We start from the raw sequence: 25,028 nt of genomic DNA, 5'->3' as shown, positions 1-25,028 counted from the left end.
ATGAGGTGCCGGGCGTGCGTCCCCTGAACACTGGTGATCGAGGCGGAGGAGGCCCGACGGTGGTCCAGGCAGCGCAGCACAGCGACGACCGGCCGCGGCTCGCCCTCGGCCCCCCGGCGTGGCTGACCGGCTACCGCCGCGCGTGGTTGACCCGCGACCTGGTGGCCGGGCTGACCCTGTGGGCGCTGGTGGTCCCGGAGGCGATGGCCTACGCCTCGATCGCCGGTGTCCCGGCGCAGTTCGGGCTGTACGCGGTGCCCCTGGCGGTGCTGGCCTACGCCTGGCTGGGCACGTCGACCCGGCTGTTCGTCGGGCCGAGCTCGACGATCTGTGCACTGACGGCCACGGTGGTCGCTCCCCTCGCGGTGGCCGGTGGCGAGGAGTACATCCTGCTCACCGCGGTGCTCTCCCTGATCGTCGGCGTCATCTTCATCGCCCTGGGGCTGCTCCGGATGGGCTTCCTGTCGCGGCTGTTCGCCGAGCCGGTGCTCGATGGCTTCATCGTCGGCCTGGGCCTCTACATCGCCGTCGGCCAGCTGCCCAAGCTGGTCGGCCTCGAGAAGCCCGAGGGGAACACCGTCCAGCAGCTCGGGGGCCTGCTGCGCGAGATCGGCGACTGGAACCTCGCTTCCATCCTGCTCGGCGGGGGAGCGCTCGTCCTGCTCTTCGTGCTGCACCGGTTCGCACCCAAGGTCCCGGCCGCGCTCGTGGTCGTGGTCGTGTCGCTGCTCCTCGTGCCGCTGCTGTCACTCGAGGACCGCGGGGTGTCGGTGGTCGGCGAGATCCCGGCGGGGTTCGCGTTCGTGCCGTGGGACGGCCTGACCCTCGACCACGTCGTCGCCCTGGTGCCCGGGGCCCTGACCGTCGTCATCGTCGGGTTCGCCGAGAGCCTGGCCGTGGTCAAGGCATACGCGGCGAAGGACGGCACCACGGTCGACGCGAACCGCGAGCTGCTCGCGTACGGCGCCGCCTCGATCGGGTCCGGTGTGCTGCAGGGCTTCCCCCCGGCCGGAAGCCTGTCGAAGTCCGCGGCCGCGGAGAGCAGCGGGTCGAAGTCGCCGATGTCCTTCGTGACCACCGCGGCCCTCGTGGTGCTCACCATCCTGTTGCTCACGGGCGTCTTCGCCACGCTGCCCGAGCCCGTGCTCGGTGCGATCGTCATCCACGCCGTGGCCAGCATGATCCGCCCCCGGCCGATCTGGCGCCTCCGGCAGATCCGGGTGCCCGACTTCTGGCTCGCGGCGTCGGCGTTCGTCGGTGTCGTCCTCATCGACGTGACGGCCGGCATCATCATCGGCCTGGTGCTCAGCCTGGTCCTGCTCCTGCAGCGCCTGGGGCAGCCACACGTCGCACTGCTCGGCCGGCACCCCGATCGCGGCTTCGTCGACCTCACCGCCTACCCGGATGCCGTGCCGCTGCCGGGCACGCTCGTCGTCCGGGTCGACGGGCCCCTGGTCTTCGCCAACGTCGACCCCGTCCTCGACGAGCTGCGACGCGGCATCCGCGAGACCAGCCCGCGGCCCGACCTGGTCGTCCTCGACTTCGAGGCGACCTACGAGATCGACGTCACCTCGGCCACCGCCCTCGCCCGCTTCGTGGCGGACCAGCGCTCGAGCGGGGTCGAGGTCCGCTTCGCCTCGGTCCACGCACCCGTTCGCGAGTACGCGGGCCGGCTCTCCCTCGACCAGCTGGCCGGCCTGGACGACTCCTATCCATCGGTTGCCGACGCACTCGCGGACCGGATCCGACCATGACGACGCACCACACCGAAGGGAACCCGAGATGAAATCAGAGATCAACGACCTGACCGAGCTCGCCTACGACGGCGGCGAGGCGCTGACCACCACACCCGTCGTCGCGAACCCACCCGAGACCGCGGAGCCGTCCGACGTCGTGGGGGGCGGCCCGGTCCCCGACGGGGCGATCCGGGTGACGATCCTGGGCAGCGGCGACCCCTTCGTGAACCGCTCCCAGGGATCGGCCTCGGTGCTGATGGAGGTCGGCAACGAGCAGGGCGACTTCTTCTTCTTCGACCTCGGCTCGGGGTCGCTGGCCAACTTCAACGGCCTGCACCTCCCCGTGACCGACACGACCAAGGTCTTCCTGACCCACCTGCACGCCGACCACGTGGGCGATGTGCCGACCCTGGTGTGGAGCATGGCCAAGGGCGGCCGGCGCGACCCGGTCGAGGTGTGGGGCCCCGGCGGGGAGCGGCCCGAGCTCGGCACCCGCGCCTACGCCGAGCACCTTGAGGCGGCCCACGCCTGGGACACCGAGTCGCTCTGTGGCCACCCCGGCCAGTCCGGCGCCCACACCGAGGTCACCGAGGTGCCCTTCGAGACCACGTCGACCGTCTACGACCGCAACGGGGTCCGGATCTCGTCGTTTCCCGTCATCCACATCCTCAACGGAGCCGTCGGGTACCGACTCGACTACAACGGGCTGAGCGTCGTCTTCTCCGGCGACACCCGGCCCAGCCACACCCTCGTCCACGCGTGCGACGGGGCCGACCTGCTGATCCACGAGACCTTCCCCGCGGCCAGCGTCTTCGCCCAGAAGGCCGGCGTGCCGCTGGCGTTCGCCGAGCAGGTCGTCAACGGCGTGCACACCAGCCCGGCGGCCGTCGGGGGCGTGTTCGCCCGCGCCGGCGCCCGGATGTCGGTCATGTGGCACCTCGCCGTCGACCACGAGACGGTCGGCCCGGTCATGGACGAGATGCGCACCCGGTACGACGGCCCGGTCACCATCGCCCAGGACCTCACCCGCTTCACCATCACCAAGGAGGGCATCGTCACCGGTCAGGCCACCATCGACGCGTACGCCTGGCCCGTCGTCGGCCCGACGCAGATCACCGGGCCGCCGATGTCGGCACCCAAGCCCCCGCCGGCCTGGTGGGCCGACGCGCTCATCACCGACTGAGTCGTAGTCCACTGCCCGTCGCGTGGAACCACCATCGGGCTGGGGTGGGGTGGACATACGATCACGACGTGCGCGAAACCGGCAGCGACACGACGGCGGTCCCCGCCGCCCACATCCAGCGATCCTCCCTGCTCAGGCGCCTGGCGGACTCGGCCGACGTCCCGCTGGTCGTGGTGAGCGCCGGGGCCGGTTTCGGCAAGACCACCCTGGCCGCCCAGTGGGCCGAGCAGGACACCCGGCCGCACGCCCTCGTGCGGGTGGGTCGCTTCATGGACGACCCGGCGACGCTCGCGCTCCGCCTCGTGGATGCGCTGGAGTCGGTCGGCGCGGATGCCGGCGGCACCCGGGCCGTCATCACCGCCAGCGAACCGCGGTTCTCCGCCGTGGCCCTCCCGGCGCTGAGCGGGCTGGCCGCGTCACCGCCCGCTCCCTACGTGGTGGTGGTCGACGACATCCACCTGCTCGTCGACCCCGACTGCCACGAGGTGCTCCACGCCGTCGCCCGAGGGATCCCCCCGGGGTCGCAGCTCGCCGTGCTGAGTCGCGAGAAGCTGCCGGAGGCGGTCGCCCGGGCCCGCGCGGAGGGACGCCTCGTCGACGTCGGGGCCGCAGACCTGGCGTTCCACGACTCCGAGGGCCTTCACCTGCTCGCGACCCTCGGCGTCCCGCTGACCAAGGTCCAGGCGCGCGACGTCGTGGAACGCTCGGAGGGATGGCCGGTCGGCCTCTACCTGATGGCGCTGGCCGCGGAGGGCCAGGGTTCCGGGCGCGTCCCCGCGGTCGCGCCCAAGGGCTCGGACCGTTACGTGCTCGACTACATCCGCGGCGAGGTGCTCACCGGCCTCCCACCTCGCACCTGCGAGTTCCTGCGACGCACGTCGGTCGTCGACGAGCTCGACGTGCACCTGTGCGACGCCCTCGTCCAGCGCCGCGACTCGGCGCGCCTGCTCGCCGACCTGGCCCAGCGGTTGCAGCTCGTGGTGCCGCTCGACGGCACCGGGCAGCTCTACCGCTACCACCACCTCCTCACCGACGCCCTGCGGGTGGATCTGACCGAGCAGGAGCCTTGGCTCGAGCCCGAGCTGCACACACGCGCCAGCAGCTGGTACGAGGCCGCGGGTGACTGGGATGCCGCGATCCGGCACGCGCAGGCCGCGGGCGACCTGCCCCGAGTGAGCCGGTTGGTCTGGGCCGGGGTCCCGGCCTGCATCGCCTCGGGTCACCCCGACCGGCTGCGCGCCTGGCTCGACGGGCTCGACGACCGCCAGATCGCCTCCGACCCGTGGCTGACCCTCTCATCGGCCTGGCTCGCGCTCCAGGCCGGTGACCCGGCCCGGATGACGCGGTGGCTGCTCACGGCCGACGGTCACGCCGGGGCCGACTGGCAGACCCAGGCGAGGGAGGACGCCTACTCGGCCTCCCTGGCCGCCATCCACGTCACCGTCGGGGACCTGGGCCTCGAGGGCACCATCGAGCTGTGCCGGGGCATCCAGCGGTGCCTACCCAAGGACTCCGGGTTCCGGGCGGCCTCGTTCCTCAACGAAGGTGTCGCCCTGATCCTCACCCGACGCCCCGAGCTCGGGGTCGCGAGCCTGCGCGAGGGGGGGCGGCTGGCGAGTGCTCTGGGCGTGCACGTCGTCGAGGCGAACTCGCTGGCGTGGCAGGGCCTCGTCGCCCTGATGGGCGACGACTGGGCCCGGGGTGCGCCCCTGATCGCCCGGGCGGCCGACCTGGTGCGCGCCCACGACCTCGACCGGCTGGCCACGTCGGCGATGTGCGTCACGGCGATCTCACTGCTCCAGGCAGCCCGGGGCAGCAAGAACGACGCGCGGGTCACCCTGGGCGCGGCCCGTCGACTGACCGGGCAGGTGCGCCAGATCGCTCCGTGGTTCGCTGTCGCCGGGCCCCTGGTCCAGGCGCGCGTGGCCCTGCTGCTCGGTGACGCCGGGCTGGCCAGGACGCTGTGCGCCGAGGCGAGAGAACACATGGGCGCCGACCTCGCCGGAACCGTCCTCGAGGACTTCCTGGCCTCCACCGAGACCCTGCTGCACGACGTCCATGTCGAGGGCATCGCCCCGGGCACGCTGACCCCGGCAGAGCTGCGGGTGCTGCAGTACCTACCGAGCCGGCTCACGTTCCCGGAGATCGGTGCCCATCTCTTCGTCTCGCAGAACACCGTGAAGACGCACGCGCTCGCGATCTACCGCAAGCTCGGCACCACGTCGCGCAACGCGGCCGTCGACCGGGCCCGGACGCTCGGGCTCGTGGAGTCGCCGCCCGGCACCTGAGCACGGACGTCCGCGTTTCTCATCCGGTCGGGAGGATGACCTCGCCCGAGCGGCTGGAGACGATCGAGGGGCACGGACGAGGAGGCTGCCATGGCGACGCTGGACCAGGATGGCTCTGGCCATCACGGGGTGAAGGCCGCCGCCCAGCGAGGACTCACCACTGCGCAGACCACCCCGTGGTTCCGGACCGTGGGCATGACCGCCTGGCTCTTCATCGGGGTGGTGGGCGCCCTGGTGGTGGTCCTCCTGCTCACGGCCCTGGTCGCGGAGGTCGCCATCCCGCTGGCGATCGCCGCCGTGCTGGCGGCCCTGCTGGTGCCCCTCACCGATCGCCTCGAGCGGTGGCGGGTTCCTCGGTGGCTCGGAGCCACCCTGGTGCTCATCGCCAGCCTGGCCATCGTCGTCGCGGTCGTCGCGGTCATCGTGGGCGGGCTGGTCAGCCAGAGCGACGAGATCTGGGCGCAGGTCGGGAGCTCGTTGCAGCAGGCCGACACCGCGGCCACCGGTTCGGCCGAGGGCACGAGCGAGCTGGGGGACCTCGCGCAGGGCGTCGTCAGCCTGCTGGTCCACGGGGTGCTCGGGTCGCTGTTCAGCTCCGCGAGCGGCTTGGTCGTGGGCTGTGTGTTGGCCCTGTTCATGCTGCTGTTCCTGCTCAAGGACTGGTCCCAGATCACCGGGTGGACGACCCGTCACGTCGGCCTGCCGCCGGAGATCGGCCGCGACATCCTGGACGACACGGTGCTGGCCTTCCGCGGCTACGCCATGGGCCTGACGATCATCGGCGCGGCCAACGCCGCCGTCGTGTTCGTGGGCGCCTGGGCGCTCGGCGTCCCCCTCGCCGCGACGATCGCGCTGGTGTCGTTCGTGACGAGCTACGTGCCCTACATCGGGGCCTTCGTGGCCGGCGCCTTCGCGACCCTGATCGCCTACGGGTCCGGTGGGCTCGGGGATGCCGTGGCCATGCTCGCCATCGTCCTGCTCGCGAACAACACCATCCAGAACGTCGTCGAGCCGTTCGCCTTCGGCACCCGGCTGCGGCTGCACCCCCTCGCCGTGCTGCTCACCGTGACCACCGCGACCATGCTGTTCGGCGTCATGGGAGCCGTGCTGGCAGCACCGCTCACCTCGGCCGCCGTCAACGCGTTCGGGCGGCTGCGAAGCGAGGGCATCCTCGGCACCCCACCGCCCTCGGCGGGCGACACGCCGGACCGAGCGGCTCGGCCCCCCGGCAGCAGCGAACCGCCGACGGCGCCCTCCCCCGAGCAGGCCCCCGAGCCGGCATCCGAGGTGGCCGAGACGCCATGACCACCGCCCCGGGCACCAATGCGCCCGACCGGGCCCCCCACGGCATCGGGTTGTTGGACGACGAGGGCCGCCAGCTCGCGGCCGCCTGCCTGACCGGCGCCGCCCTCGGGTCCTGGCCCGCGTTCACCCTGGGCGTCTACGGCGTCATCTTCTTCGAGCAGCACCTGGCCCTGTGGGCCGCCGCCACGTCGGTGTTCCTCGCGCTCGGGCTGTCCAAGGGGCCGCACGTGTGGCGGCGGCCGCAGGCACTCGCGCTGCTGCTGCCCTCGTTGTGGGTCCTGCTGGCCTGGATCCTGCCGGTCGGCGGCACCTCGGGGATCTACCAGGTGCTGTTCTGGTTCGGTGTCGTCATCACCGTGGTCGGGCTGCCGGCCCTGGCCGCCGTGATGGTGCGCCTGCTCATCCCAGGTGCGGAGCGGCTGCGCGGCAGGCGGGCACTGGGCGCCGTGGCCGTGGTCTCGTTGATGATGCTGGTGTCGTTCGGCCTGGGCACCCAGCACCCGCGGATCCTGACCTGTGAGGACTTCACCGTCAGCGGGAACTTCGCCCCCGAGAACTGCTCGCCAGGAACGGGCAGCACCGTTCGCTGAGCGCGGACTCCCGGCCGGGACCACGCACTCGATCGGCACGGTTCGAGGGCAGGTTGGCGCCGCGGACCCGGTCCGAGTCCCGAACACGGGGCTGACGGCAGGACCCCGCGCCAGCCGCTCGAGTCGTGCGCCAAGGTGATGGTGCTCGGAATGAGAACGAACCTCTGAGCCCGTCGCTGCGCCTTTGCGGAACGGCTGGTCAGCCTCGTGGACGCTCGGGGATGAGTGCGTGCGCGTCGTACGTGACGTCCTCCAGCTTGGTCATCACCTCGAGTGCTTCAGCTCCGTATGCCTTGAGCGTCAGTTGGACCGCTTCCTCCGGGTCCACCTGCAGCACCGTTGCCAGGGCGGTGATGTCCGCTTGGTCGCGTGCTCGGCCTGCCGCCAGCTTCATTGCGAGTAACTGCTCGAGTGATGCCAACTGAACTCGCAGCCCTGGGGAGCTGGGTGGTGTGAGGGCATCAGTGGGGATGGGTGGGAGGAATGGGCGGGCGGCTCCGTTGAGCCACCTCTCGGGCAGGCCGAGCTCGTCGGCCATCTGCGCGACGATGTCGGCGACGCGGTGATCTGTGGTGATGCCATCGATGTCTTGGGTCCGGCGGCCTGAGTCGGGAAGGTGCAGCGAGACCGCAGCGCCTCCGACGACGTAGACCGTCGCCGCGATCCCAGCGGTGCGTAGGCGTTGGTCGAGCTCGTCCAGCAGCTGGCGGATCTGCGCCGCGTCCAGGTCGAAGCTCACGCCGTGACCAGCTCACGCTCGTTGATCTCGATGCCGAGCGCGGCAAGGCATCCGTCCAATGCCCGCCCCTGCCTCAACGGCAAGGGGGCCCAAGGCTCGCGAAGCGGCATGGGAGCAGCGAGCCACCGAGGGATCGGGCGCCCGTCGCGGGCGGTCTCGCGAAGGATGGTGTGCGCCAGCGTCTTCCAAGGGCCAGTCAAAGCCAGTCGTGGGGAACCCGTGGCCCAGATCGCGCGACGGGCCGGCGTGCTCAGTGCGCGGGCCTGGTCACGTCCTTGGAGCAGCATCCGCATGGCCCACACCGGATCAGAGTCGCAATGGGTGGCGACTTCGTCGATGACATCGCAGGCCCGCATCCAGGAGCGGTGTGCTGCCTGGTCCGCTGCGTCTTCGAGGTCGAGCAGAACCATCGCTGAAGGGATGGTGCGCCCGGCCAAGTAGTCCCCAAGTCGGGACGGCGTGCACCCGACCGCATGCGCCGCCTGACTCCGGTTGAAACCGGCAGCCTCGATCAGCGCCGCGAGGCGCTGACGAAGACGATCCCTTGAACTCACGCAAGCAACTATATACCCAAATTTGGATATAAAGATGGGTCGACCGTCCGTCAGGAACCTCCACCGGCAGGTCGTGGAGGAGAACCGCACGAACCGACGGACACGACGAGAGCCAACCACGAGCGCCAGCCTCGACCCTGCCCAACAATGCCGGTCGACAAGCGGGGCGCGAGATCGTAGCGGCCCGGAGAGAGCGAATCGACGACTACGCGGCTCGCCTTCAGAGTGGGAGTGCCAGCGAATCACGTGCCACAGGCGGACATCGGCGCCCACTCGTATGGCACGCAGGCGGCAGGATCCGGTGCACTCGTGCTGGGAGGTTGGTGTTGCTGCAGGTCAGAGCGATGTGATGCCAGGGCAGATTGGCTCTTGTAAACAGGGGGTTGAGGGTTCGAGTCCCTTCGCCAGCTCGAGGTAGTTCTTACCGAAAACCCCTGTCCTGTGCTGCTATTGAGGTGGCGACAGTGTCGTCGCCACGGGGTCAGGAGTGGACACGGATGGACGCGAACAGACAGAGATATCGCACGGTTATCGCACGAAACCGGCGAATGACAGGTGCGACATGAGCGGCCGGGGCCGCCGTCGGGGCTTCGGGTACGTCCGAAGACTGCCCTCCGGTCGGTGGCAGGCGAGCTTCGTCGGCCCGGACCTGGCGCGACACTCGGCGCCTCACACGTTCGAGACCAAGGGGGATGCCGAGGGCTGGCTCGGTCGGCGGCAGGCCGACGTGGTGGCGGGGGAGTGGCGGCCGCCCGTCCCGGCGGTGCGGGTGGCGCCCTTGACCTTCGACGCCTACTCGGCACAGTGGCTGCGGGAACGTGACCTCAAGCCCCGCACCCGGGAGGGCTACGAGCACCTGATGCGCAGCTACCTCAGCCCGGTGCTCGGTCCGCTGGTCATCGACACGATCACGCCCAGCGTGGTGCGGACCTGGTGGTCGCAGCTGCCGGTGGACAAGCCGACCGTCCGGGCTCGTAGTTACGCCCTCCTCAAGGCGGTGATGAACACGGCGGTTGCCGATGAGGTGATCGATAGCAACCCGTGTCGCATCCGGGGCGCTGCGAACACACCTCGAGCCCGGGAGATCCGGCCGGCCCCCATCGATGAGTTGGCCGCGATCGTCGAGGCCATCCCGAGCCGTCACCGTGCGCTGGTGCTGCTCTGCGCCTGGTGCGCGCTGCGTAGTGGGGAGGTGCTCGAGCTGCAGCGCAAGGACGTCGACATCGTGGCAGGGACGGTGAGGGTCGTCCGTGCGGTGTCGTGGGTCGGTGGCCAGCCGATCGTGGGGACGCCGAAGTCGGCGGCGGGGACGAGGGTGGTGTCCATCCCGCCCCACGTCGTTCCCGCGGTTGCCCACCACCTCGACACGATGACGGCCGCGAGCCCGGACGCGTTGCTCTTCCCGGGGGGTGATGGGGTCTCGCACCTGCAGCCGTCGACGCTGCACCGCAACTGGCGGATGGCGCGCGAGGCTGCCGGTCGCCCGGACCTGCGCGTGCACGACCTCCGCCACACCGGAGCGACCAAGGCAGCACGCGCCGGCGCGACCCTCGCCGAGCTCCAGCAGCGTCTTGGCCACAGCTCGGTCTCGGCCGCACTGAGGTACCAGCACGCGGCCCAGGGGCGCGACAAGGAGATCGCTGCCGCACTCTCGGCGAATCGACACCCTCTACCGGTTCGCGCTGTGAGTCCGTCGTGGAGATCACCAGGTGCCAGACGTCTCGCGCGTTGCCGGATTCGTCGATCTCCTGTTGGAGCTCGACGTCTGTGACGTCGGGCCAGGCCAAGTGCCGTGTGCGCAACAGGTCGAACAGGTGGATCCCGCTCTGGTCAGCGGTGAGCCGCAGGCGTAATCCGAGCGCGGCGACCCCGCAGCAGGCGAGCGCGGCCGCTAGGCCGATCAACATGCCCTTCGGCTCGGGGTACGGGCCGGGTTTGCGAGGCCGCGCCCATGACGGCCCAGAATGTGGCGCCTGCGATCCATCCCCAGAACCACCACAGCCGGGTCCGCGGCTTGACCACCAGCTCCCTGGGCGCCGCCACGTTGCTCGGGTTTGTCGGAAGTCGCCCAATTGGCGGCTCGAGCGTCTCTGCCCGGGGCCGGTCGACCACGAGAACGATGGTCCATGCGGTGGCCGCGAGCATCCCCCCGAGCAGCAGTGCGCTGAGCGCGGTGAGGTAGTCCCCGGAGGTCCACTTCCACACCGCGGCCCCCGCGAGCGCGACAAGCACCGCGGGGGGAGGAAACGGGCGAGAGGGCTCGCCGTGGGTCGGTCTGTGGAAGAGGCCAAGCCAGACCAGGACAGCCATGAGGACCGCATATAGGCCTACGGCGCCATAGAACTCGTTCCACCGGTCCGTGCGCCACTGCTCCTCACGGCCCTGAAAGTCCTACGGACAGGACCCTATGAATCGACAGTCATCGGCTGTCGGCAACGTCCGTGAGCCAGAAACCTACGATCGAGGCGAGTCGGTCATCGGCAGGTGGCCAGTCGCTGAATACTTGGCGCCCCAGGTTGCCGATCGTCGAGGCTGGCACTTGCTCCCAGGCCCCGGCTCTCAGCATCGGCTTGTTCTGGTCGAGGTATCGCGGATTCGGGTCGGTCGCCACCTCCCACTTCGCCTCCGGGACGGCGCTCGTGACGATGTCGATCACGTAGGAGATCAGTCCGTCGAGCAACTGCAGGGAGGCCTCGTTGAGCCGCTCGTGCTCCCCGAGCCCCAGCCTCGACCAGGACGGCTGCTGTCCGGACGGCCCGAGCCGAAGCCTCTCCTTTACCCACACCCACAGTGGTCCGAGGCTCTCGACCGAGTGATCCAGGTCGACAGCACCCCCCAGGGCGAGCTCGAGACGCCGCAGGGCGGGGGACCGCTCCTGCAGGAACTCCTCGAGGGCGGCCGCCGCCTGCTGCTCAGTCAGGTCTGCGTACGGGGTCATGGAAGATGGACAACGTACAAGATCCGTTCTCGTCGAGCTGGTCAATGATTGGCGGGTCGACACCCCATCGACCACGAACGCCCCTGGCGGCGAAGTCCAGACCAGCACCTGCTCACCGTCTCCCCGGAGCAGGTCGTCCTTGGGATCTGCTGGCTGACACTCGAGCCGAGCGAGACGTACTGGTACCGCGACACCGATGCCGGTCCGCGCAACCTTGCAGGCAACCGGTGCGTCTCAGCAGCAGCCGCGAGATGCCCTCCTGTCCTCGCCGCTGACCTCGCCACGCACCGCCGTTCCGGGGTCCGGGTAGGGCACCACCCGATGGCCAGCGGTCGTGCCGGCATGTCTCACTGGGGGCGCCCGCAGCCCGGTCTCTGGAAACAGGGCTGACTTCTTGGCTCGTTGGCCACACAGCCGCACTGTCCGGACAGAACGGGTGTACGTCTGAAGTGGAGACCCCCGCTGCCAGCACGGGAGGCGTGATGAAGACCGGAATGGGAAGGTTCATCGCCTGTCCGGGCGGACATTGGGTGGGGCTGGCGGGGTGCGCTGGCGCAGGCCCAACGGCATCGGCCCGACGACGCCGCCAACCGCAAAGCCCAGCCCAGCCCATCCCAGCACGGTGCACACGTGCTGGTACATCGGGGAGTCCTCGGAGGCCGGCCGACGCATCCAAGTGGATCGTCACCAGATGAAGGCAGGTTGATGACATGACCGAGATGACCGACCCTGTGGCTTCTGGCCGTCCTGATCGTTCCGCGTCGGTGGCTATCCCGACGGTCGCCGAGGCCTTCAATCGGCTCGACACGTCGCTTGTCGAGGCGATGATGACCCAGCGGGCGGTGCGGCGTGTGCTCCCCGATCCCGTGGACGACGCCATCGTGTTGAAGTGCATCGAGCTGGGCCTGCGCGCACCGACCGGTTCCAATAGCCAGAACTGGCAGTTCGTCGTCGTCAAGGACCGCAAGGTCAAAGCGCAGCTGGCGGCCCGCTACCGCCAGGCGTGGTCGGTGTACGGCAACCTGGCCAGGCGGGTGGCGGGCGGCGACGAGCCGATGGTGAAGCAAATCCGCGCGGTGCAGTGGCAGGTCGACCACTTCGCCGAGATCCCCGTGCTGGTCGTGCCGTGCCTACGCGCCGGTGTCCGCGAAGGGCACCTTGCGTACCTTCCCTCGGCGCACTGGGTCGCGGCGTCGTTCTACGGCTCCATCTACCCGAGCGTGCAGAACCTGCTACTGGCAGCGCGAGCCATGGGGTTGGGCGCCTCGCTCATCACCTTGCCGTTGTGGAGCGTCACCTCGGCCCGCAGGATCCTCGGCCTGCCCCTGTCGGTCACACCATGCTGCGTGGTGCCGCTGGGTTGGCCGCGTGGCCGCTACGGGCCCACGACCCGCAAACCGGTCGAGCAGGTGGTGCATCTCGACAGGTACGGCGACCGGGCGTGGCTGCCCACCTGAGGTCTGCCGATCCGCTACCGCATCCGCCCTTGCGTCATAGGGCCGCCTGTCCACCCATGCGATCTGCGGCAAAGAGCGCATGCTCGGTTCGCCGGGGACGCCTACTGCACACCGTCCTCTGACCACACTCTCCGACCTTGTGTTCGTAGGTCGAGGACCGGACCTTGTTCGTAGGTCGAGGACCCCACTTGCTGTCACGGTGACCTCCGCAACCGCAAGGGCACGAACCTTGGAGTGCGGGCGGCGTAGTCGGCGTATCCCTCGAATCGCTGGGCCAGACGTGTCTCCTCCCATCGTGCTTTCACGTTCAGGAGCAGGACAAGGGCTGCGAGTGTGAGGAGCCGCAGCACGTTTCCGGCCGCCACCGTGATTGAGGCCATCACGAGCAGCAACCCGCTGTAGATGGGGTGCCGTGCGTGCCGGTAGAGGCCGCCGGTGCGCAGCTGCGCGTGGGCGTTCGGCAACGGCGTGGCCGTCAGGCCTCGGCCGAGTCCCGTTGCGCCGATGACCATCACGGCCAGGCCCAGGACGGTGGCGGCGGTGCAGGCGACGATGAGAGCGGTGGGCACCGGCCAGTCGTCGCCGCTCGGGAGCACCACGAGGACACCGATGAGCGCGAACTGGCCAGCGACCAGTAGCCGCGCGGTCCTGACGTCACCAGAGGCCGGGCTGTCTTCGTGCGCAGCGGCGGGTTCTGTGGGTGGGCTCATCGGGTCGGCTTCCTTCGCAGACGGGAACGTGGAGCCATCGACTGGGTAGATGCCGAGGTCTACCGCGCGTCGATGAGGCCCATCATTCCTTTGGTCCTCGTGGTCGAGGACGTGGCAGTGGTAGACGGCGGCGCGCGTCGGGGATGGCGGGGAAGCGGGGATACCCGAGCCACTCCTGCACGCTTGCCAGGCCGTCTACCCCCGGATCGTCGACAGACGCCTGTGAGGGCGTGCCCTTGGGGTCGTTGGAGCGACCTCATCGGCTGGGCTTCGAGGCCCGGCCCGGTGAGTAGCCGCGAGCGACGGGTCCTCAGAACCGACGCGGTAGGACCCGGCCCCAGACCACCCAGCATGAATGGCCAGCCCGGAAACGATCTGACCTCAATCGCCGATCCGCGGGCGGCTCGGCCGCCTGGAAGAGGTGAGACGGAGTGGGTGACGCTCTCCGCCGCCAACCGAACGCCACGGCAGCCGTGCTCTCCCTCCGAGGCTGAGAATGGCGGATCGAGCGGGCTATTGTGTGGACGGTGGCCGTCACCTTGTGCCAGATCACCGACGACAACCTCCGGTCGGTTCTCGCCGTGCGCACCACCCCTGGTCAGGAGCGGTTCGTTAGTTCCGTGGCCACCTCGATGGCGGAAGCCGCCGACTGCCCCGAGGCAAATCCCTGGTTCCGTGCCGTCTACGTCGACGACAAGCCCGTCGGGTTCGTGATGTTGAGCTGGGACGTGGAGCCGCGGCCACCAGAGATCATCGGGCCGTGGTTCCTGTGGAAGCTGCTGATCGACCACCAGCAACAAGGTCGGGGCTATGGCCGGGAGGTCGTGCAGGAAGTTGTCCGACTGGTGCGCGACCAAGCGGCGACCGAGCTGCTCACCAGCTATGCACCGGGCGAAGGGGGCCCGGCCGGCTTCTACGCTCGCCTCGGATTCGTTCCGACCGGAGAAGTCGAACCCGACGGCGAGATCATCGCGCGCCTGGACCTGCACGAGTGACCGCCCGGTCCTCAACCCTCAGGAGTGCGAAAGGCGAGACGGACGCCGGTCCTAACGGAATCGTCTAGTAGCCGCCTGTTCGCCCGCTTAGCCCCTACGTCGTAGTCCCCTGGCGCGGCTGCCTATCGGCAGCGCGGAACACTGCACGCAAGTTCTCGGGGAGTACGCCGACGCCGGCGCTCGTGAGATCCTCCTCGGGCCGGGCCGCGCCGGGCGACAACAGCTCCAACGCTGTATGACCGCCGCTTCGCACCTATAGACAACCCCGGGCGAGCAGCGCAGACGGCCGATCCGGCATCTGCGGCGCCGGGATGACGGCGGCGTCCTCGCAGAATGGCGGCTGCAGCTACGTCCGTGCGCCGTGGCTCCCTCCATTGGGACTCGACCCCGCGCTGACCGCGATGCTCCTGCACGACCCTGGCGACCGTGGGTGTACCTCGTCCACGCTGCAGTCGACCCCTGGCCGAGAACGTCTACGCGTCGGTGGGCTTCCGCGCCTTTGGCAGGTACCTAGAGCACGTACCCCAGCGGCGAGCTCGGTGAAACTAGCGCGCCACCCACTTGCGCCACCGGACGCCGACCGGGGTGCGCCTCGATGGCCGCCGGAGCTCGACGCCACATCCACCAGGGCCGCCTTGATTTGGTCGGCCCAGGGCGCAAGCAGTGGCTTGGGATGGACCTGCTCCCCTCATCAACCGACTCGGTCGACGGCGAGGGCGGTCACCGGACTCACGGCGAGGACTGTGGCCCGCGGGGAGGGGGCAGCGACATCCAGCTTGCTCCCGCCGGTCACGCGTTGGTGCTGCTCAGCGTGGTCTCACCTGCCGTTTCTCGGCGTCCCTCGCCCTTTGACAGTTGGTGACCGGCGATGCCGAAGGCGAACATCTCGGGCAGGGCCCCACTGCCCATCGAGGTGACGAGGTCCAGGACGAGGGAGAGAGGGACGGCCAGGACGAGCAGCCATGCTGAGGTCCGGGGGCGGAATCCGTGCCGGACTAGAGTGATCCCGAGCATGGTCGACCCGATCCCGGTCAGCAGCACCCCGGGGATGTCGAGGAAGAGGAATGCCTGGTCTAGCAGCGCGGTGGCGTGCGTCCACTGTGTCCAGTAGGTGACGAGGACGGCGACGCAGGCCCAGGTGTAGGCCACCAGCGCGAAGCGCCACGCGAACTTCTCGAAGCCCTGTGGTCGGCGCCGCTGGTAGAGCACGAAGGCGCACGCGGTGAAGGCCGCGAACACGGGGAACCAGATCTTGCCGTAGGTCAGGTAGACCGCGTCCGGGTTCGCCCAGTCCAGCAGCGGGCTGAAGAAGTCCCTCGCTGGGTCGGACCAAACTCGTGTGGTCCCACTCTCCAGGTCCGACTTGCCGTCCGCGGTGTTGTGCCGGGCCATGGCGTGGAGCTGCCCCATCACCAGGCCGACCCAGGCCATCACCCAGGCCGCTTGTCCGATGCGGCGGTGCCTCAGGTCGTTGTTCATGGCGTCCTCCTCGACGGTTGTGCCTCTCGGTGTCTGCGACGCTAGGCAACAGGCACTCTGGGTGTCGTCGCCCGGCGGGTGGCACCGGCATCCACCCGTGGGTGGACGGACAGGGTGCCCGCGACGTCCTACCCTTCGAAGATGGGGAAGCGGATCCCGGTGTGGGCCTTCGACCTCGCCTTGGCGGGGGCCTTGTTCGCTGTTAGCGCCTTCGAGCTGGTCGTCGTGCGTCCGGAGGGCTGGCAGTGGGCGCTGGCGATCAACGCGGTGGCCTGTGCTCTGCTGGCCGTGCGTCGCCGGGCACCGCTGGTCATTGGTACGGCGGCCCCGATCGTGCTGCTCAGTACCGCGCTGGTCGGAGAGAAGGTCGACGACACCTCGGCGCCGATCCTCATCCTCGCGGTCTCGATCTACACCCTCGCCCGGTGGCGCCGCGACCTTCGGGGGCTCATCGGACTCGCAGTGATCGCGCTGGGCATCTTCACCGGCTACCGCACGTCCGGCCCCCGGGTGAACGACATCAGCGACGTCTTCTTCGTGTGCGCGCTGCTCATTCCGCCGTACGTGTTCGGCCGGGTGGTTCGCAGGCTGGCGGACCAGAAGGCGTTGCTGGAGGACCGCGAGGAGCTGGTCACCCGTGAGGCAGTGCGTGCGGAGCGGGATCGAATCGCCCGGGAGCTGCACGACGTCATCGCGCACTCGGTCAGCGCCATGGTCGTCCAGACGGCCGCCGCGCAGGATCTGGTGCGCACCGACCCAGCCCGGGCCGAAGGGGTGCTCCGCGACGTTGCCGACACGGGCCGGCGGGCCCTGGCCGAGACCGGTCGGTTGCTGCACGTGATCCGCGATGATGGCGACGAGCTCGGCCTCACGCCAACCCCGGGGTTAGCCGACCTCGACGCGCTCGTTGCACAGTTCCGTGACGCCGGCCTGGACTTGGAGTTGGAGCTGGACGCCGAGTTGCCGTCGTTGCCCGCAGGGATCGACGTCTCCGCCTACCGGATCGCGGAAGAGGCGCTCACCAACGCGCTGCGCCACGGCACCGGCACCGTGTCCCTGCAGGTGAGGTCATCCGGCTCGGGCGTGGCGATCCGGGTGACAAACCCCACCGCCGACACGCGGACCTCAAGGGGGGCTGGGCTGGGCCTGCGCGGCATGGCCGAGCGCGTCTCGATGCTCGGCGGGACCTTGGCTCACGGCACGACTGACGGACGCTTCGAACTCGCCGCAACCCTGCCGGGGGACCCTTCATGAGGCACGCGAGATGAGCGCCTCGGTGGTCATCGCCGACGACCAGGAGCTGGTCCGCTCGGGGCTGCGCATGGTTCTGCAGGCCCGCGGCATCGACGTTGTGGGAGAGGCTGCGGATGGTCGGGCCGCGGTCGAGGCGGTCATGCGGCTTGGTCCCGACGTGGTGTTGATGGATATCAGGATGCCCGTCCTCGACGGCATCGCTGCGACCCGTCAGATCGCGGCTCGCGCCGTGTCCACGAAGGTGCTCGTCTTGACGACGTACGACGTCGACTCCTACGTCTACGGGGCCCTGCGTGCTGGAGCAGCCGGGTTCCTGCTCAAGGCGACGACCCCGGACCGGCTGGTGGCCGGCATTGAGACGGTGAGGGCGGGGGAGGCGCTGCTCTCTCCGTCCCTGACCAGGCGGCTGATCGAGCAGCACGTGCGCGGACCCGCCCCCAGTGAAGGGGTCCCGGCGGCTCTGGGCGCGCTCACCGAGCGCGAACGTGAAGTGCTTGCACTCGTGGCACGCGGGCTCGCCAACCACGAGATCGCTGAACGGCTCTTCGTCACCGAGGCGACGGTCAAGACACACATGAACCGGCTGCTCGCCAAGGCCGGGTTGCGTTCCCGGGTGCAGCTCGTGGTGCTGGCCTACGAGAGCGGGTTCGTCCGCCCTGGGAGACAAGGCGAACCCGCGACCTGACCCGGGTCGAGTGCCGCAGTGAGCGGACGGTCCCCGCGCTACAGACGATCACGTGAGGCGACGCGGCCGGCGGGTTCCAGTCGCCATCGGCGAACGCCGGCCGAAGGTGAGCCCGACCAGCAGCTTGGGGCCAGCAGCGGCACCAACATCGCTGCACAACGCCGCCGGGTTCGAGGCCGCCAACAGTTGGTATGTGCGAACCAACATCACAATGCCGACCGTCGGGATTTGGCCGCCTGCGTACTTCACGTTCCCTTCTCTTCGCGGGCGGCGAGCGCCGGAAACCTCGGCACGCCCATCGTGGCTTCGTGGGTGACAGTCCATCACGCGCCCAAGATGACAACGTTGTCAGTGCGCCCGGTGGCAACGGTACATCGGGGCGCGACCGTGCGCACGTCCAGAGGATGACCGCGCGGTTCACCCCACCCGCTGTGTTATCGCAGCCGCGTGGGAGGGGGGTTGACCTGCGTCTCTGCAGCCGCGAGTCGCAGGGGTGGGTTGGAGGGCTCGACCAACACACCCCGTTTCCCAAGGCCCCTCCTGCGCACCATGCGGGAGGCGACACGCGCTTCTGACGATCGCCGCCGGCCTGGTGGTGGGACGGGGCCCCTTCCCGAAGACGACAGGTGGCAAGTGTCGACGCCAAAGCGCCTAGACGACGCACACCGGATGAGCGGACACTCGACGTACCCACCGACGCCCGGGTCGGCGGTACCGGCGAAGGGTTAGCCATGGAGATCTGGTTCTGGATCCTCGGCATAGTGGCGGTTGCGGCGGTCATCGCAATGGTCGTTGACCGGCGGCGTGGCCCGTCGAATTCGGGTGGCAGCGTGGACTTCAACATGAACAGCCGCACCGATGAGGAGTACAGAGGGGACTTCCACGGACCGTCGTCAAGCGGCGGGGGTGGCGGCGGCGGGTGACCGTACCGCCCCCATGGGCTGGCGCCCGGATCCCATCGCGGGGTTCCACCTCACGGACTGCGTCTCAACGGCAGCCGCCTGCCGTCCAGCTAGAGCTGAAGGTTGGGACAGTTGCGCGACAAGCACTCGACGCCTCTGGACAACCGGCCGACAGGTCGAGCAGACCACTACTTGCTGCTCACTCGGGCGAGCCGTAGCAAATCGGGTTGCACACTGTTCAAGCCAGGCAACCTTGCGGCACGCCGCGATCACCAACGCCTTGGATGCCGGGGTGCCGCTTCGCGACGCGCAGATCCTGGCCCGCCACGCCGACCCCAGGACCACGGAGCACTACGACCGCGCCCGCGGCAACCTCGACCGGCACGCCGTGCACTTCCTGACCGCCTACGTCGCGGGTGTTTGAGCAGCCTCACTTTCCAAGGCCAGATCGCGACATCTGCTTGCCTGGTACCGTGGTGGTACCGTGTGTGGATGGCGATGAATCTGCGGCTCACCGACTCCGAGAGCGACGCCCTACGTGCAAAGGCCGAGCAGGAGGGCCGCTCCATGCAGGAGGTCGCCAGGACTGCCATCGCCCAGTACGTGACGGAACGCCCGCAGCGACTGCTCAGCGCGATCCACCGTGTGCGCACTGAAGATGCCGAGCTGCTCCAGCGGCTGAGCAAGTGAGCAGCCAGGAGATCGACTACCTCTCGGTGGAGGACCTGCTGGAGATCGCCGCTGGCGTCATGGACCACGTGGTCGTCAGAGACGCCGGCCTGCTGGCTGCGGCGGCGGGCCGCCCACGGGTCACCCTCTTCGGTGACGACGCGTACCCGGCATTTCTGGACAAGGCCGCAGCGCTTCTCCACTCGCTGGTCCGCAACCATGCCCTGGTAGACGGGAACAAGCGTCTGGCTTGGTCCGCGACCCGCATCTTCTGTCTCCTGAACGGCCAAGACCTCATCTACACCGTCGACGAAGCAGAGGAGATGATGCTCAGCGCGGCATCGGGCAAGCTCGAGGTGCCGGATATCGCTGACTGGCTGGCAGCACGCTTGGGACCCGCGTCATAGCCGCGAGTCGACCATGCTCCAGCACCGCGTGGAGATGCCGGTGTCAGCGGTTACGTATGGCGGTGGCCAGGTCGGTGAGCTCATGATCGACGATGTCCCGGACCAGGTCGGGGTTCACGCGGAAGTACTCGTGCACGACGACGTTGCGCAGACCTGCGATCGAGGCCCACGGCACATCCGGCATGGTGGACCGAGTCTCGTCGGGCATTGACCGAACGGCCTCGCCGACGACGGCGAGGTTGCGCAGCACAGCGTCGTAGGCCATCGACCCGAACTCGTCGGAATGCAGGTGCGGCGCGTACTCCAGACAGCGCTCGATGGCGCCCAGGATGTCGGCGAACCGCTCGTCCTCGGAGCGGCTCACACCGCTACCGCGTCGGCAAGGGCGCTGGAGAAGACCTCACCACGTAGCAGCGAGGTCGCCACGACATCGACCCGGGTCCCGAGGAGCTCGGTCAGCTCCTCGGCAATACCGGACACGCGCAGGAGTTCGTTGGCGCCACCGGGTGTCAGATCGACCAGCAGGTCAATGTCGCTCCCCGGCGTGGCGTCGCCACGGGCAACGGAACCGAACAGGCGCGCGTTGGTCGCTCCGTACCGAGCAAGGATCTCCTCGAGCGCGCGACGATGGCTGGCGATCGCTGCACGCAACGACTCGCTCTGTCTGGTCGCGGTCCCCATGCAACCAGCGTACGGGCCGAACCGCAGCGGTGTCGGTAGCGCCGTGTGCACCACAGAACTACTCGCCAAAGTGGGGATTACGCGAAGCGACCCACTTCGCCGCGAGTCGCCCTGGGTCGAAATGTCGAGCCGGCCGTGGTGCAACACACCTCGTCGTGCGTTGGGCTACTGGGAGCCCTTTCGGACGGCCAGCTTGACGATGAAGTAGAGAGCGATCGGCACGGCGACGAGGACGGCAAGCAGAATCGCCAGCTCTGCGACATTGACCCCGAACATGAGATCAAGGTAGCGGCACAGTCGCCGTGCCGCGTCTGGACAGAGCGCTGGGCCCTTCCCTTGCCGGCGTGGGGCGTAGCCTCGCCGCCAGAAGCCTGAGTGGTGGGGCAGGTGGCAGGGGGGTCATTGCGGCTGGAGCGGTGCGAGGCCGATGAGGGTGAGGAGTTCCCATGCCGTGTGCGCCGCCGCGAGGCCGGTGAGGCCGGCGTGGTCGTATGCGGGTGCGACCTCGACGACGTCGCCGCCGACGATGTTGAGCCCACGCAGCAGGCGGAGCACTGTGAAGAGCTCGCGGGTGCTGAGTCCGGCGACCTCCGGGGTGCCGGTGCCCGGCGCGTGCGCTGGACGCTGACCGGATCGCCTGCCACACGGCGCCCCAGCCACCTGTCGGAGCGGGCCCTGGAACGGTACTCAGCCGATAAGAGGTCCCTTGAAGGAGGGGTTGCCGCCCTCGTAGGACTTCTTCTCCCGGCCGCAGTGGGAGCACAGGTCGTACCCGCCGCCAGGCCCGCTCTTCTCCCGGTTCACGTGGTGCACGACCTCTACTGGTCGGTCGACGACCTCGATGGCTGCGCGCCCTGAGGCTGCGGCCCGACGCTGTTCCCAGGCGCGGTGACGGCAGGTGGCGGAGCACCACTTGGGGATCCGGCCGCGGTGGGGCACGGTGACCGTTGAGCCGCACCAACCGAAGGCCACCGTGCCCCCGGGAGCGCGCGGCAGCCGGCGCTCGACCTTGGGCTCGGTGGTGGGTCCCTGCCGCGTCGGTCGTCGGCGAGGGTCTTGCCGGTTCGCGGAGGTGCCGTCGAGCATGGCGCGGCGTGCCGCTTGCCGTTTGGCCTGCTTCCTGAGCTTGCGTTCCATCGTCGTCTCCTAGATGGTCCCCCTACTTCCTTACGCATTCGGGACGCCTCTTGGGGGCCACATCGCTGGAGTGTTCAGCGGGTGAATGAGTCGTCACAACGACTGGGGTGCCCGCCGCGGATGCATGAGGTGTGCGGGCCACGACATCGTTCGGATTCGTCGAGTAGGAACGAAGGCCGTTCGGGGGAGGCTCGGCGGTGTCGGCTGGGGTGTTCTCTCGCTGGCAGCGGGGGACGGCGGCCATGTTGCCGGGAGGGCGGAGGCTGCGGATATAGCCAGGGAGAGCGGATGTGCTAAGTAACCGAATATGGGTATTCTTGGGATATGGCCACGACCGACCAGCTTCGTGCGCGCCTTCGTGCGCTCATCGACGCTGCGGGCTTGAACGGCAGCCAGGCCGCGTTCGCGATCGGGCGCACCCCGTCCCGGCTCGGCGACTACCTCGCCGGGCGCACGGTCCCCTCGGCTTTGGTTCTCCTCGATCTCGAGGAAGCCGCAGAGCAGGCGTCCAGGCGCACTTGGATGCGCGCAGCCGACGTGGTCGACGCCGTCGCGGAGCATGCCGATACCGACCCGATCTGGGCGATGCGGATGCTGCTCCAAGGCCGAGACCAGTCACTCGCGCTCAGCACGCCTGCCAGGCAGGCCATCTGGTCCACGGGCGCCCCCAGCCGTCGCCTGACCGGCCCGTGGAAGACGCTCACCTATCTATTGCTGAGGGACAGCGCGCGTGACGGGCGACCGATCCCCAGGTGGCTCGTCGCCCCGATTCCCTTGGAACAGCCGTGGGCGCCCTTGCCGGTCCGCGAGGACCGGACGCTGCACGAGGGTCTGGCCAAGGTTGGCATCCGGGTCAACGAGCGTGAGCTCTTGACCGCATGAGCTTCGACCTGGACGCGGATCAGATCCGCGAACTCCTCGATGAGTTGGACCGCCGGCTGCGCGCCGACGGTGTCGCTGCCACTGTCTACCTCGTCGGGGGCGCGGCGGTAGCCCTGCAGCTGCCCGATGCTGATCGGCGCACGCAGGACATCGACGGCATCACGACCAATGACAAGGTCGCGGGCGTGGTCAGCGCGATGGCGGCCGAGTTGGGCCTTCCGGAGAACTGGTTGAACGGGGCAGCGGCGCCGTATGTCCCGGCGCCACCGCGTGGCGCCATGGACCCTCCAACTTCCGCTGGGCTGCGCGTGGAACTGGCGCCCTTGAGGCATCTCCTGGCCATGAAACTGGCGGCCGGACGTGCCCGAGATCGAGCGGACATCACGGCCATCGCCGCGGCGCTCGGCATCGACGCAGACGCTGCCGTGCAGCTGACGCTCGAGACCTATGGAAGCGACGCGCTGGAAGTCTTCACCAACGCCGAGGACGTGCGGCTGGAAGCTGATGCGGCCATCCCACAACGCGGCGCTGGAAGGCACTGAGGCGAGGGCCGTGGCTCACGGACGCAGAGCGCCGACGGCATCGATCCGCGCACGACATCACTGGCTGCGAACGCGGCATCCGCTTCGCGTATGTCCGGTAAGGCTTGGGGATCGCTGAGCACCGAGATGGTCTCCTCAAGCTCACTCAGGTCCTCGTGGCTGAGGATGACGGCATCCGGGCGGCCGTCGCGGGTGACGGTGACCCGCTCGCGTCGGAACTCCACGCGGTCCATGACCTCGCTGAGGTGGTTGCGTACCTCGTCAAGCGGTTCGAGGGCCATGGACACCAGTGTGCCGTCCGCGTGGGATCGCCCTGTGGCCAGAAGCAAGGTCGTCCCGTCTGAGCGCAACGCCTTGGGCCTGCCTGACAGGTCCCGTATCGTCGAGGTGGAGCCGAGCGGGACGCACGAAAGTTCCCAGTTCGTTCCCAAGGGCCTGGACGCTGTCGCACGACACAGGTGTACATAGATGGACATCACTGTCGCACGGCTGTCGCACGAGACCACTTTCGATGCTGCCTGGATTCGGCATCGCCGCAGGTCAGGCGAGTTCTCGTACCGCGCATCTGTCACTTGTAAGCCGTTCCCGGAGAGGGGACTGGCCGATAGATGGTCGCATTCGGCTGTGTAGCAACCAAGCGGCAACGCTCCTGTTTCCGCATCTGTCCCAAGACAGGTGCGCCGGGCCTCGCGACGACGGACGCCTGCGGGACGCTATGCCTCACGCGAGGTGAGCCACCCCAAGGCGCGCTGTGCCGCGGCCTCGTGAGTCGCGCCGAGCAGACGGAGGCGTTCGGCGATCAAGTGGGCGTCGACAATCTCGGCCCCCAACAGCGCCTCGACGAACCGGGTGTCCTTCTCGCGAAGGGCCACGAGCTTGGCGACGCAGAGGTCGTGCGGCTCAAGGCACCATCCGGTGAACCGCGGGTCGCCGCCGGGTGCAGTGGTGTTGTCGTTCTCGACCTTCACGAGCCGGTCGCGCCAGCCGGGCGGCAGTACGGCAGTGACGAGACTGACGCCGTCGATGCTGTAGCCATGGAGCTCCTCGAAGGGCGACCACTCGCCGGCGACGCCTTCGATCAGGTCGGCGAGGCGGCTCGTGTCATCCTCGTCCGCGGCGATGGGAAGGATGTCGACCTCGAGGGACATCGTTGCCTCAGCTGGCAGCCGCATTTCGTCGACCGAGCCAAGGATGGCTTGGGAGCCGATGACGATGACCTCGCGGGCGTCGATGATCTGGCATGCGGTACGAATGGCGTGCTCGAGCTGGTCGCGGCGCATCAGAGACTCGCCATGACCCTGTCGCGCTCGTCCTGACCGAGGAGTCCACCAAGAGGTGAGACCTCGCGCATCTCGATGCTGTCGCGGTCCAGGCCCGTGAGGACTCGGCGCAGGCCGGGAAGGTTGCCGTGGTCGACGAGGTCCCGCCATCGCTCGAGGTTCCGTGTGTGCGGTTGGCCGGCGACGCCGGAGCGGAGCCGATCCAGGTTGGAGTGGATGCGGGGTGTCCACTCCAGGAGGCTCTCCGGTGAGAGGTGGCGCGACAACTGGCGGTGGAGAAGCCACGATCGACGCTCGGAACGGGTCAGCTCGGGCTGCATGGGTCGCCGGACGACTTCGAGGCGATATCCCATGCACTGGAGGATCCGGTCGAGCATGTCGTCGCTGAGGTCCGTGCGCCCGGAGAGGAACTGGCTGATGCTCGGCTGGTGCACGCCGCTGATGCGGGACAGCTCCGACTGGCTGATGCCGACTTTCGTCATCACCTGTTCGAGGATGTCGCCGCGGTTGCTCATGACATCGAGTATAGCAATTACTGCTATGGCCAGACCAGTCGCGGTCCGCCAGTGGATGGATGCCTAGGATCGGTCTGCATCCCGACGAAGCCGTCTCGAC

Annotated in this window: 26 protein-coding genes and 2 pseudogenes; 16 read left to right on the top strand and 12 right to left on the bottom strand. The window is 69.0% G+C overall.

The annotated features are described in order from the left end of the window. Positions 1 to 59: 59 nt before the first annotated feature. From ABD899_RS01810 to ABD899_RS01790, 5 genes are all read left to right on the top strand, one after another. Positions 60 to 1,754, top strand: a complete 1,695-nt coding sequence (locus ABD899_RS01810; protein ID WP_345201631.1) for a SulP family inorganic anion transporter — start codon at positions 60 to 62, stop codon at positions 1,752 to 1,754. Between the two features lie 28 nt (positions 1,755 to 1,782). After that, positions 1,783 to 2,919 carry a guanitoxin biosynthesis MBL fold metallo-hydrolase GntH gene (gene gntH, locus ABD899_RS01805; RefSeq protein ID WP_345201629.1) on the top strand — a complete coding sequence of 379 codons (1,137 nt, stop codon included), beginning with the start codon at positions 1,783 to 1,785 and terminating at the stop codon, positions 2,917 to 2,919. A gap of 68 nt (positions 2,920 to 2,987) precedes the next feature. Next, positions 2,988 to 5,207 carry a winged helix-turn-helix domain-containing protein gene (locus ABD899_RS01800; protein WP_345201626.1) on the top strand — a complete coding sequence of 740 codons (2,220 nt, stop codon included), beginning with the start codon at positions 2,988 to 2,990 and terminating at the stop codon, positions 5,205 to 5,207. 90 nt (positions 5,208 to 5,297) lie between these two features. Further along, positions 5,298 to 6,512 (top strand): AI-2E family transporter, encoded by a 1,215-nt coding sequence (locus ABD899_RS01795; protein ID WP_345201624.1) that lies wholly within the window; start codon positions 5,298 to 5,300, stop codon positions 6,510 to 6,512. Beyond that, on the top strand, positions 6,509 to 7,102 hold the full coding sequence (locus ABD899_RS01790) for a hypothetical protein (RefSeq protein ID WP_345201621.1): 594 nt from the start codon (positions 6,509 to 6,511) through the stop codon (positions 7,100 to 7,102). Before ABD899_RS01795 ends, ABD899_RS01790 begins: the two co-directional genes overlap by 4 nt. Positions 7,103 to 7,301: 199 nt before the next feature. On the opposite strand, the gene ABD899_RS01785 is transcribed toward ABD899_RS01790, so the two are convergent. Both ABD899_RS01785 and ABD899_RS01780 read right to left on the bottom strand, forming a co-directional pair. After that, positions 7,302 to 7,841 (bottom strand): DUF6036 family nucleotidyltransferase, encoded by a 540-nt coding sequence (locus tag ABD899_RS01785; protein ID WP_345201619.1) that lies wholly within the window; start codon positions 7,839 to 7,841, stop codon positions 7,302 to 7,304. Then, positions 7,838 to 8,395, bottom strand: a complete 558-nt coding sequence (locus ABD899_RS01780) for a helix-turn-helix domain-containing protein (RefSeq protein ID WP_345201617.1) — start codon at positions 8,393 to 8,395, stop codon at positions 7,838 to 7,840. The genes ABD899_RS01785 and ABD899_RS01780 overlap by 4 nt, the downstream gene beginning before the upstream one ends. Before the next feature lie 562 nt (positions 8,396 to 8,957). On the opposite strand from ABD899_RS01780, the gene ABD899_RS01775 reads away from it, so the two are divergent. Next, entirely contained in the window at positions 8,958 to 10,166 is a 1,209-nt protein-coding gene (locus ABD899_RS01775; protein WP_345201615.1) for a tyrosine-type recombinase/integrase, read from the top strand. 25 nt (positions 10,167 to 10,191) lie between these two features. Here the strand turns inward: ABD899_RS01775 and ABD899_RS18895 are convergent. Together ABD899_RS18895 and ABD899_RS01770 are read right to left on the bottom strand one after the other, a co-directional pair. Beyond that, positions 10,192 to 10,302, bottom strand: a pseudogene (locus ABD899_RS18895) (hypothetical protein); the annotation flags it as partial. Positions 10,303 to 10,814: 512 nt separating this feature from the next. Continuing rightward, a complete protein-coding gene (locus ABD899_RS01770; RefSeq protein ID WP_345201613.1) occupies positions 10,815 to 11,333 on the bottom strand; it encodes a hypothetical protein in 519 nt (172 codons plus the stop codon). Between the two features lie 710 nt (positions 11,334 to 12,043). Here ABD899_RS01770 and ABD899_RS01765 point away from each other — a divergent pair. After that, positions 12,044 to 12,790 (top strand): nitroreductase family protein, encoded by a 747-nt coding sequence (locus ABD899_RS01765; protein WP_345201611.1) that lies wholly within the window; start codon positions 12,044 to 12,046, stop codon positions 12,788 to 12,790. 194 nt (positions 12,791 to 12,984) lie between these two features. On the opposite strand, the gene ABD899_RS01760 is transcribed toward ABD899_RS01765, so the two are convergent. Then, entirely contained in the window at positions 12,985 to 13,389 is a 405-nt protein-coding gene (locus tag ABD899_RS01760) for a methyltransferase family protein (RefSeq protein WP_345201609.1), read from the bottom strand. 638 nt (positions 13,390 to 14,027) lie between these two features. On the opposite strand from ABD899_RS01760, the gene ABD899_RS01755 reads away from it, so the two are divergent. After that, positions 14,028 to 14,495 carry a GNAT family N-acetyltransferase gene (locus tag ABD899_RS01755; protein WP_345201606.1) on the top strand — a complete coding sequence of 156 codons (468 nt, stop codon included), beginning with the start codon at positions 14,028 to 14,030 and terminating at the stop codon, positions 14,493 to 14,495. A gap of 789 nt (positions 14,496 to 15,284) precedes the next feature. Here ABD899_RS01755 and ABD899_RS01750 read toward each other — a convergent pair. Next, positions 15,285 to 15,974, bottom strand: coding sequence for a hypothetical protein (locus tag ABD899_RS01750; RefSeq protein WP_345201604.1), 690 nt, complete (start codon positions 15,972 to 15,974; stop codon positions 15,285 to 15,287). A gap of 141 nt (positions 15,975 to 16,115) precedes the next feature. Between ABD899_RS01750 and ABD899_RS01745 the strand changes: the two genes are divergently transcribed. The 6 genes from ABD899_RS01745 (at position 16,116) to ABD899_RS01720 (ending at position 19,891) form a co-directional block, all read left to right on the top strand. Next, on the top strand, positions 16,116 to 17,228 hold the full coding sequence (locus tag ABD899_RS01745) for a sensor histidine kinase (RefSeq protein ID WP_345201602.1): 1,113 nt from the start codon (positions 16,116 to 16,118) through the stop codon (positions 17,226 to 17,228). Between the two features lie 10 nt (positions 17,229 to 17,238). After that, the gene (locus tag ABD899_RS01740; RefSeq protein WP_345201600.1) at positions 17,239 to 17,913 is read left to right on the top strand and encodes a response regulator; all 675 of its coding nucleotides are present in this window, start codon (positions 17,239 to 17,241) and stop codon (positions 17,911 to 17,913) included. A gap of 731 nt (positions 17,914 to 18,644) precedes the next feature. Next, on the top strand, positions 18,645 to 18,836 hold the full coding sequence (locus ABD899_RS01735; RefSeq protein ID WP_345201597.1) for a hypothetical protein: 192 nt from the start codon (positions 18,645 to 18,647) through the stop codon (positions 18,834 to 18,836). Between the two features lie 271 nt (positions 18,837 to 19,107). Then, a complete protein-coding gene (locus ABD899_RS01730; RefSeq protein WP_345201594.1) occupies positions 19,108 to 19,239 on the top strand; it encodes a hypothetical protein in 132 nt (43 codons plus the stop codon). A gap of 68 nt (positions 19,240 to 19,307) precedes the next feature. After that, positions 19,308 to 19,505, top strand: a complete 198-nt coding sequence (locus ABD899_RS01725; protein WP_345201593.1) for a DNA-binding protein — start codon at positions 19,308 to 19,310, stop codon at positions 19,503 to 19,505. After that, on the top strand, positions 19,502 to 19,891 hold the full coding sequence (locus tag ABD899_RS01720; protein ID WP_345201591.1) for a type II toxin-antitoxin system death-on-curing family toxin: 390 nt from the start codon (positions 19,502 to 19,504) through the stop codon (positions 19,889 to 19,891). The genes ABD899_RS01725 and ABD899_RS01720 overlap by 4 nt, the downstream gene beginning before the upstream one ends. Positions 19,892 to 19,934: 43 nt before the next feature. On the opposite strand, the gene ABD899_RS01715 is transcribed toward ABD899_RS01720, so the two are convergent. From ABD899_RS01715 to ABD899_RS01705, 3 genes and pseudogenes are all read right to left on the bottom strand, one after another. Further along, the gene (locus ABD899_RS01715) at positions 19,935 to 20,255 is read right to left on the bottom strand and encodes a HepT-like ribonuclease domain-containing protein (protein WP_345201590.1); all 321 of its coding nucleotides are present in this window, start codon (positions 20,253 to 20,255) and stop codon (positions 19,935 to 19,937) included. After that, a complete protein-coding gene (locus tag ABD899_RS01710; protein ID WP_345201589.1) occupies positions 20,252 to 20,572 on the bottom strand; it encodes a nucleotidyltransferase family protein in 321 nt (106 codons plus the stop codon). The genes ABD899_RS01715 and ABD899_RS01710 overlap by 4 nt, the downstream gene beginning before the upstream one ends. Before the next feature lie 399 nt (positions 20,573 to 20,971). Next, positions 20,972 to 21,193: pseudogene (locus ABD899_RS01705) on the bottom strand (arginase family protein); the annotation flags it as partial. Positions 21,194 to 22,033: 840 nt separating this feature from the next. Between ABD899_RS01705 and ABD899_RS01700 the strand changes: the two are divergent. Both ABD899_RS01700 and ABD899_RS01695 read left to right on the top strand, forming a co-directional pair. Beyond that, positions 22,034 to 22,591: a helix-turn-helix domain-containing protein gene (locus tag ABD899_RS01700; RefSeq protein WP_345201587.1), complete on the top strand. Its 558-nt coding sequence runs from the start codon at positions 22,034 to 22,036 to the stop codon at positions 22,589 to 22,591. Next, positions 22,588 to 23,133: a DUF6036 family nucleotidyltransferase gene (locus ABD899_RS01695; protein WP_345201586.1), complete on the top strand. Its 546-nt coding sequence runs from the start codon at positions 22,588 to 22,590 to the stop codon at positions 23,131 to 23,133. Before ABD899_RS01700 ends, ABD899_RS01695 begins: the two co-directional genes overlap by 4 nt. Here the strand turns inward: ABD899_RS01695 and ABD899_RS01690 are convergent. The 3 genes from ABD899_RS01690 to ABD899_RS01680 all read right to left on the bottom strand — a co-directional run bounded on the left by ABD899_RS01690 (position 23,037) and on the right by ABD899_RS01680 (position 24,928). Beyond that, positions 23,037 to 23,414 (bottom strand): type II toxin-antitoxin system Phd/YefM family antitoxin, encoded by a 378-nt coding sequence (locus ABD899_RS01690; RefSeq protein ID WP_345201583.1) that lies wholly within the window; start codon positions 23,412 to 23,414, stop codon positions 23,037 to 23,039. The two genes, ABD899_RS01695 and ABD899_RS01690, sit on opposite strands and share 97 nt — an antisense overlap. A 432-nt stretch (positions 23,415 to 23,846) precedes the next feature. Beyond that, a complete protein-coding gene (locus ABD899_RS01685) occupies positions 23,847 to 24,413 on the bottom strand; it encodes a DUF6036 family nucleotidyltransferase (RefSeq protein ID WP_345201582.1) in 567 nt (188 codons plus the stop codon). Continuing rightward, on the bottom strand, positions 24,413 to 24,928 hold the full coding sequence (locus ABD899_RS01680; RefSeq protein WP_345201579.1) for a helix-turn-helix domain-containing protein: 516 nt from the start codon (positions 24,926 to 24,928) through the stop codon (positions 24,413 to 24,415). Before ABD899_RS01680 ends, ABD899_RS01685 begins: the two co-directional genes overlap by 1 nt. Between the last annotated feature and the right edge of the window lie 100 nt (positions 24,929 to 25,028).

The sequence above is a fragment of the Fodinibacter luteus genome (assembly GCF_039541575.1).
In the GTDB taxonomy this organism is placed as follows: Bacteria; Actinomycetota; Actinomycetes; order Actinomycetales; family Dermatophilaceae; genus Fodinibacter; species Fodinibacter luteus.
Note: the sequence above shows the minus strand (reverse complement) of the source record. Positions and strands in the feature narration are given on the sequence as shown.

Coding starts and splice junctions, on each gene's coding strand:
- gntH (WP_345201629.1), top strand. CDS start 1,783: ATGAAATCAGAGATCAACGACCTGACCGAGCTCGCCTACGACGGCGGC.
- ABD899_RS01795 (WP_345201624.1), top strand. CDS start 5,298: ATGGCGACGCTGGACCAGGATGGCTCTGGCCATCACGGGGTGAAGGCC.
- ABD899_RS01790 (WP_345201621.1), top strand. CDS start 6,509: ATGACCACCGCCCCGGGCACCAATGCGCCCGACCGGGCCCCCCACGGC.
- ABD899_RS01775 (WP_345201615.1), top strand. CDS start 8,958: ATGAGCGGCCGGGGCCGCCGTCGGGGCTTCGGGTACGTCCGAAGACTG.
- ABD899_RS01770 (WP_345201613.1), bottom strand. CDS start 11,333: ATGACCCCGTACGCAGACCTGACTGAGCAGCAGGCGGCGGCCGCCCTC.
- ABD899_RS01765 (WP_345201611.1), top strand. CDS start 12,044: ATGACCGAGATGACCGACCCTGTGGCTTCTGGCCGTCCTGATCGTTCC.
- ABD899_RS01750 (WP_345201604.1), bottom strand. CDS start 15,974: ATGAACAACGACCTGAGGCACCGCCGCATCGGACAAGCGGCCTGGGTG.
- ABD899_RS01745 (WP_345201602.1), top strand. CDS start 16,116: ATGGGGAAGCGGATCCCGGTGTGGGCCTTCGACCTCGCCTTGGCGGGG.
- ABD899_RS01740 (WP_345201600.1), top strand. CDS start 17,239: ATGAGCGCCTCGGTGGTCATCGCCGACGACCAGGAGCTGGTCCGCTCG.
- ABD899_RS01735 (WP_345201597.1), top strand. CDS start 18,645: ATGGAGATCTGGTTCTGGATCCTCGGCATAGTGGCGGTTGCGGCGGTC.
- ABD899_RS01725 (WP_345201593.1), top strand. CDS start 19,308: ATGGCGATGAATCTGCGGCTCACCGACTCCGAGAGCGACGCCCTACGT.
- ABD899_RS01710 (WP_345201589.1), bottom strand. CDS start 20,572: ATGGGGACCGCGACCAGACAGAGCGAGTCGTTGCGTGCAGCGATCGCC.
- ABD899_RS01700 (WP_345201587.1), top strand. CDS start 22,034: ATGGCCACGACCGACCAGCTTCGTGCGCGCCTTCGTGCGCTCATCGAC.
- ABD899_RS01695 (WP_345201586.1), top strand. CDS start 22,588: ATGAGCTTCGACCTGGACGCGGATCAGATCCGCGAACTCCTCGATGAG.
- ABD899_RS01690 (WP_345201583.1), bottom strand. CDS start 23,414: ATGGCCCTCGAACCGCTTGACGAGGTACGCAACCACCTCAGCGAGGTC.
- ABD899_RS01685 (WP_345201582.1), bottom strand. CDS start 24,413: ATGCGCCGCGACCAGCTCGAGCACGCCATTCGTACCGCATGCCAGATC.
- ABD899_RS01680 (WP_345201579.1), bottom strand. CDS start 24,928: ATGAGCAACCGCGGCGACATCCTCGAACAGGTGATGACGAAAGTCGGC.